Annotated in this window: 6 protein-coding genes; all 6 read left to right on the forward strand. The window is 45.1% G+C overall.

Going from position 1 to position 6,840, the window contains the following annotated elements:
• Nucleotides 1–12: 12 nt before the first annotated feature.
• The 6 genes from BMW31_RS09695 to BMW31_RS09720 all read left to right on the forward strand — a co-directional run bounded on the left by BMW31_RS09695 (nt 13) and on the right by BMW31_RS09720 (nt 6,779).
• Nucleotides 13–2,232 (forward strand): glutamine synthetase III family protein, encoded by a 2,220-nt coding sequence (locus BMW31_RS09695; RefSeq protein ID WP_091824848.1) that lies wholly within the window; start codon nt 13–15, stop codon nt 2,230–2,232.
• A gap of 526 nt (nt 2,233–2,758) precedes the next feature.
• The gene (locus tag BMW31_RS09700; protein WP_091824851.1) at nt 2,759–2,968 is read left to right on the forward strand and encodes a helix-turn-helix domain-containing protein; all 210 of its coding nucleotides are present in this window, start codon (nt 2,759–2,761) and stop codon (nt 2,966–2,968) included.
• 16 nt (nt 2,969–2,984) lie between these two features.
• Nucleotides 2,985–4,532 (forward strand): AlbA family DNA-binding domain-containing protein, encoded by a 1,548-nt coding sequence (locus BMW31_RS09705; RefSeq protein ID WP_091824854.1) that lies wholly within the window; start codon nt 2,985–2,987, stop codon nt 4,530–4,532.
• A 1-nt stretch (nt 4,533) separates the two neighbouring features.
• The gene (locus tag BMW31_RS09710; protein WP_091824857.1) at nt 4,534–5,310 is read left to right on the forward strand and encodes a hypothetical protein; all 777 of its coding nucleotides are present in this window, start codon (nt 4,534–4,536) and stop codon (nt 5,308–5,310) included.
• Nucleotides 5,311–5,344: 34 nt separating this feature from the next.
• Nucleotides 5,345–6,073, forward strand: coding sequence for an Ntn hydrolase family protein (locus BMW31_RS13310; protein ID WP_143049183.1), 729 nt, complete (start codon nt 5,345–5,347; stop codon nt 6,071–6,073).
• A 190-nt stretch (nt 6,074–6,263) separates the two neighbouring features.
• Nucleotides 6,264–6,779: an AbiH family protein gene (locus BMW31_RS09720; protein ID WP_091824865.1), complete on the forward strand. Its 516-nt coding sequence runs from the start codon at nt 6,264–6,266 to the stop codon at nt 6,777–6,779.
• Nucleotides 6,780–6,840 lie beyond the last annotated feature (61 nt).

Here is a 6,840-nt window from a genome sequence, read left to right on the forward strand (position 1 = left end):
CAAAACACAATTATGGCAAACGATTTGAGATTTCAGGTTGTCGGCGAGGCGTTCAAGAAGAAGCCTCTTGACGTAAAAGCACCAAGTGAAAGACCTTGCGAGTACTTTGGCAAGCACGTCTTCAACCGCGAGAAGATGTACAAGTACCTGCCGAAGGACGTTTATAATAAGATGGTAGATGTCATCGACAATGGCGCTCGCCTCGACCGCCAAGTGGCCGATGCTGTGGCTGCCGGCATGATGGCGTGGGCCAAGGAGAACGGCGTGACGCACTATACGCATTGGTTCCAGCCCCTCACGGAAGGCACGGCCGAGAAGCACGACTCGTTCATCGAGCACGACGGCAAAGGCGGCATGATTGAGGAATTCAGCGGCAAGCTCCTCGTTCAGCAGGAACCTGACGCCTCCTCGTTCCCTTCAGGAGGCATAAGGAGCACCTTTGAGGCTCGTGGCTACTCGGCATGGGACCCCACAAGCCCCGTCTTCATCATCGACGACACACTCATCATCCCCACAGTGTTCATCAGTTATAGCGGCGAGTCGCTCGACTACAAGGCGCCCCTCCTGCGTGCCTTGAAAGCCGTCAACATGGCTGCAACTGAGGTCTGCCATTACTTCGACCCGGCTGTGAAGAAGGTGACAAGCAATCTCGGCTGGGAGCAGGAGTACTTCCTCGTGGACGAAGGACTCTATGCCGCACGTCCCGACCTGCTGCTGACAGGCCGCACGCTCATGGGGCACGACTCTGCAAAGAACCAGCAGATGGACGACCACTACTTCGGTTCCATTCCCGAGCGTGTGGCAGCCTTCATGCGAGACCTCGAGATACAAGCCCTGATGCTCGGCATCCCTGTGAAGACACGTCACAACGAGGTCGCTCCCAACCAGTTTGAGGTGGCTCCTATCTTCGAGGACACGAATCTGGCCGTTGACCACAACATGCTGCTCATGTCGCTCATGAAGCGTGTGGCCCGCAAGCATGGTTTCCGTGCTCTGCTGCATGAAAAACCCTTTGCTGGCATCAACGGCTCGGGCAAGCACAACAACTGGAGCCTCTCGACAGATACAGGCGTTTTGCTCCATGCACCAGGCAAGACGGCGGAACAGAACCTTCGTTTCGCCACCTTCATCGTGGAGACGCTGATGGGCGTCTACAGGCACAACGGACTGCTGAAGGCCAGCATCATGTCGGCCACCAATGCCCATCGTCTCGGGGCAAACGAAGCGCCGCCAGCCATCATCAGCTCGTTCCTCGGGAAGCAACTCTCCGAACTGCTCGACCATATCGAGAAGGCCGACAAGGAAGACCTCTTCTCCATGGATGGTAAGCAGGGCATGAAGCTTGATATTCCAGAGATTCCAGAACTGCTCATTGACAACACCGACCGCAACCGCACCAGTCCGTTTGCCTTCACCGGCAACCGTTTCGAGTTCCGTGCCGTGGGCAGCGAAGCTAACTGTGCCAGCGCCATGATTACGCTCAACAGTGCAGTAGCCGAGGCACTTGTTTCGTTCAAGAAGCGCGTAGATGCCCGCATAAAAGAGACAGCAAAGGATTTTGAGCATTCAGGCCACAACGCCACCTACCACGCCATCATCGACATCCTCCGCGAGGACATCAAGGTGTGCAAGCCCATCCGCTTCGATGGCAACGGCTACAGCGACGCGTGGAAGGCAGAAGCCGCCAAGCGTGGACTGGACACAGAAACTTCCTGCCCCGTCATCTTCGAGCGTTATCTCGACGAGGACAGCATCCGTATGTTCGAGAGCCTCGGTGTGATGACAAAGAAGGAACTGGAGGCTCGCAACGAAGTGAAGTGGGAAACCTACACCAAGAAGATTCAGATTGAAGCTCGTGTGCTTGGCGACCTCTCCATGAACCACATAATTCCTGTCGCCACCAGCTATCAGAGCCAGCTCTTGAGGAACGTTGAGCGCATGTCGGGCGTATTCCCGAAGGAGAAGGCCAGCCAACTGAATGCCCGCAACCTCAAGCTCATCGAGGAGATAGCAGAGCGCACAGCCACCATCGAAACACAGGTGGAGGAGCTTGTCGAGGCCCGCAAGGTCGCCAACAAGATAGCCGACGAGCATCAGAAAGCCATCGCCTACCACGACACCATCGCCCCGATGTTCGACAAGATTCGCTACCAGATAGACAAGCTCGAACTCATCGTTGACGACGGCCTCTGGCCACTGCCCAAGTACCGCGAACTGTTGTTCATCAGGTAAGTCCAACACCTAAACTCTATATCAAAGGGAACCAAGTTTGCTTGGTTCCCTTTTCTTATGACTTTCTTTTCCCCTATATTTTTCATCCTTTTTGAATTAAAGCAACTTTAGACAGATTCGTTCTCATATAGGATTAAAATTCATCTTAAAAGATTGACAATAAAACAGACCTACTGATTATTGACGACAAAAGCCGACAGTCAGTAGGTTTGTTATACCCCAAATGTTCCCATTTACCCATGTCGTGGGGAAATGTATGTGTAGTATATTGTTAAGAAAGATTTTTGTAAGTTTCATACGATACGAATCATTTGTTTGTCCGATTAACCTTTCAATCGCTCCACATCGTCTTTGATAGTGTGGTATGTTTGGCTAATAATATCAAGACGAGTAATATCAGTAATATGAGTAATACGCTCCTAAATTTGCTTAAAACGCAAATAAAAAAATAGAATACCATAAAAATATGTGGTTATTTCAAAGAAAAGCAGTACCTTTGTGCCTTAAATAGAAATAAATAGGTATAATGGCACAGGACATCAATCGGCTGAAGGTGGTTTTGGCAGAGCAAAAGAGGACGAATAAGTGGCTGGCTGAGCAGTTAGGGAAAGATCCTGCTTCGGTGAGCAAGTGGTGCACCAATGCTTCACAACCCAGCTTAGAGACTTTGGTTGAAATCGCCAGAAGTCTTAATGTGGATGTGAAGGATTTGCTTTGGTCAACCAAAGAGCGATAAACAAACAGCTGAAAATATGAGACTACCAATCAACATAGAAGAACTTCTAAGCGGACGAGCTGTAGAAGGTGACCGCATCGAATACAAGACGGGATGGAACCCTGATGCTATCTACCGTACCATCTGTGCATTCGCCAATGACTTTGACGAAACAGGTGGCGGCTATATTGTGGTGGGAGTTCAAGAAGAGAACGGCCATGCCATAAGACCTGTTATTGGTATAGACCCTAACCAGATAGAGCCTATCGAGAAGGATATGGTTGGATACAATAACCTGATGCGCCCGTACTATCAACCCCGATTGTATATAGAAGAGGTTGACGGAAAGACGATTCTTGTTATCAAGGTTTCTCCTGGTGAGCGCAGACCATACAAGGTTCCTGACCAGATAATTGCTAAGCAAAAGGCGTATAACTACTACATCCGCTACAATAGTAGCAGTATCGTTCCGAAAGACGAATACGAGCGCGAACTGATAAACCTTGCCAATCGGATGCCCTTTGATGACCGTGGAAACGATGACATCAAGTTGACTGACATTTCGCCGTTGCTCCTACATGACTATCTGGTAAAGGTCAAGAGTAGTCTGGCTGACATCTCATTGACCGACCACATGGAAGATGTGCTGGAACAGATGGACTTATTAGAGGCTGTGCCGGAAGGATGGCGCATCAAGAATGTTGCAGCAATGATGTTCTCAGAACGGCCTGACCGTTTCTTCCGTCAAGCGCAGATAGAAATTGTTCTTTTCCCTGAAGGTAGAGAAAAGAATCCCAATAACTTGATAGAGGTAGAACCCATCAGGGGCAGTGTGCCACAGATGATTGAGAAGACATTAAGCTATCTGAACACTAACATCATCAAGAAACAGATTATTAAGCCCAAGGACAGAGCGCAATCCATAACATTCTTCAACTACCCCTATCAGGCTCTGGAAGAAGCTGTTGTCAATAGTCTGTATCATAGAGATTGGACGATTCGGGAACCAGTTGAAATCACCGTTGAGCCGGAGCGTATTTCGATTCTGAGTTTTTCTGGCCCAAACCACACCATCCCGATGGAGGCTGTCCAAAAAGGTATATCGTTACGTTCACGTCGTTATCGCAACCGTAGGTTGGGAGAGTTCCTGAAAGAATTAGACCTAACGGAAGGCCGAGCTACTGGCATTCCTACTATTCAGGATGAACTACAGGCCAATGGATCTCCACAGGCAACCATTGAGACGGATGAAGAACGTACATACTTTCTGATTGACATTCCGTGCCACCCGGATTTCATAAAAGAACAGTTCGTTCTGAACAAGGATGTCGTAAAAGAATTGTCTGAACGTCAGAAAGTTATTATTGAAATGATTTCTGCCGACCCATTCTTATCCGCAAAGACTATTTCGGAAAAGATTTCGGAAAAGACTTCGGAAAAGACATCGGAAAAGACTTCGGAAAAGTTTACTGTTTCAGACAGGACCATTGAAAACGACTTGGCACAACTTAAAAAGAAGGGCATCCTTGCTCGTGAAGGTGGTCGTAAGGAGGGCAAATGGGTAATCATTAACAAGAAAGAATAATATGCCAAAGTGGTTTCATATAACGATTTCCGTATTGCTTGCATTATTGGCTATCGGATTTTCCATCCTGATATGCGGTAAGCATCACTGGGGATATATCCCGTGTGCCGCCATAGCAATATTATTGTTTGGTTGCTTCTATGGATTCCTTCGATTGTGCTTCTGGGCGGGTGCAAAGATAGCTCTTTCCTATGTTGAGGCATACCAAAAGCATGTCCGTCCTCATATAGAGGTGGAGGCGATACAGAAATACATCGCCGAGCATCCGGTTGAAAAGCCAGTTCAAAAATCTCCCATTGAAGAAATGGCTGAGCATAACCAAATCCTCAATCAAGAAGAACGCCTACGCAGATTCATGGAGACTTGTAAAAGAGAACGTAAACAGTTCGTTGCTATAAAAGAAAAGGCAGATGAAGAAAAGTTAGCAAAGGTTCAGGCGTATGTGCGCCAAACCTTGATGCCTTTCGACTTCACTGACGAAGAACTGTTCCAAGTGAGCGAGTGTGTTGTTTCATTAGTTATCCACGGCGTTGTCGTGCCCACGCTTCCAATCAAGATTGAGAAGACTGGCAAGAAGGAGCAACTCACACAGCATGACTTGGCAAACCTCAGTTGGAACATTGCCAACCAGTACAACCTCCCAAACAAACTGGCAGCACAGTTTGCACAGTACACCTTCCCTGCCTGGTTCTGGAACACCACAACAGAAACTCTTGCCAAGAAGCTGAAGCACAGGTCCGGCGACCACTACATCAAGATTGATGAGAATATCATATAGTTAAGTGAAATACAATAATCAAAAATAGAAGAAAATGTCATTAGTAATAAGCGTTTACGTTGGTGAAGGCATCGTTTTGGCTGGAGATAGCCGGAGTTCATTCAATGCAGCATATAAAACCATCGGAAAAGACGGACACCCAGAAAAAGAAGTTCATCACCATTCGATACATGTTTCAGACACAACTTATAAAGTTTTCGTCACAAACAGCCATGTTGGAATCCTAACATGTGGAGACGCATCGGTTTTAGGAATACCAATAGTGCAGTTTATAGAAAATTACATACGACTGCATAATGAAGATGATGTTGATAAAATAGCCCATTCAATTGGCGATTATTTTCACGCAATAGATTCACATTTGAATACACATTTTATAGTTGCAGGGTATATTCAAAATGAAGACTCTACATTTGAGCAACGCGTTTACCAAGTTTTTACGGCAGAAGAAATGGTGAATCCTCGGAATGAAGTCGGAAGACAAGGAGCTATATGGGATGGTATCACGGATATTTTAAGCCGACTAATGCAAAATATAGCGTACAAAGTTGAAGGAAAATACATAGATGGTGAGCCTGTAGAAATAATGTGGAACTTTTTTACACTCCAAGATGCTATCGATTTTGCTCAATATGCGATTAAGGTAACAATAGACACTTTAAAGTTCCAGAAGCGTGAAAAATCTGTTGGTGGACCAATCGATATATTAGTCCTTAAACCAGGAAGTCATCAGTGGATTGCTCATAAAGAGTTACATTTATAAGTGTCTAAGCGATAACATTCAAGATGGTTTTCAGTAGAATATATACATCATATTTGTACCAAGTATTCACAACTAATTGATACTCAAATATGATTAGATTAGAGGAGGTGAAGTAAATAAATATATTCTATTTAAATAATCGCAGTAATTTTCAAAAATTACTGCGATTGCTATTTAACACACAGGCTATATGTCTAATTGCGTCTTTATTTTGGGAAATGGCTTTGATTTGAGAATGGGGATGCCTACTGGATATCCTGATTTCATAAAATATTATGAAAAACTATCCTCCGATATAGATAGTGTAGACTCAACAGAAAGATTATTTCTTGCCAAAGTCAAAGAAAAAATAAACAAAGGCGAAATACAGTGGAAGGATTTAGAGATAGCTTTGGGGCTATTTACTAAAGAAGTGTCAGATATAGAAGCATACAAAGAATTTTATCGAGACATTAATCTTGCTTTGGGAAAGTATCTTTCTGTTGTTGAGCAGCAAAGTGCCTCCATTTCAGAAGAAGACAAGAAAAAGTTTTGGAACGATTTGATGTATCCTGAAAATTATCTCCATACAGATTTACAGAAAATCAATTTTGAGAAAATTGCTTCAAAAAGTGAGATCAACGCCGACATCATTAGCTTTAATTATTCAAAGACGGTTGAGAGTCTATTAAACGACTATCTTGATAAAGATAATTATTATCACTAGTGTTATTTATTAAGAAACGATTTGCTTGAAAATTTGTATCTTTGCGGTAGCAATAACAACA

It is taken from the genome of Prevotella sp. kh1p2 (assembly GCF_900111525.1).
Lineage (GTDB): Bacteria > Bacteroidota > Bacteroidia > Bacteroidales > Bacteroidaceae > Prevotella.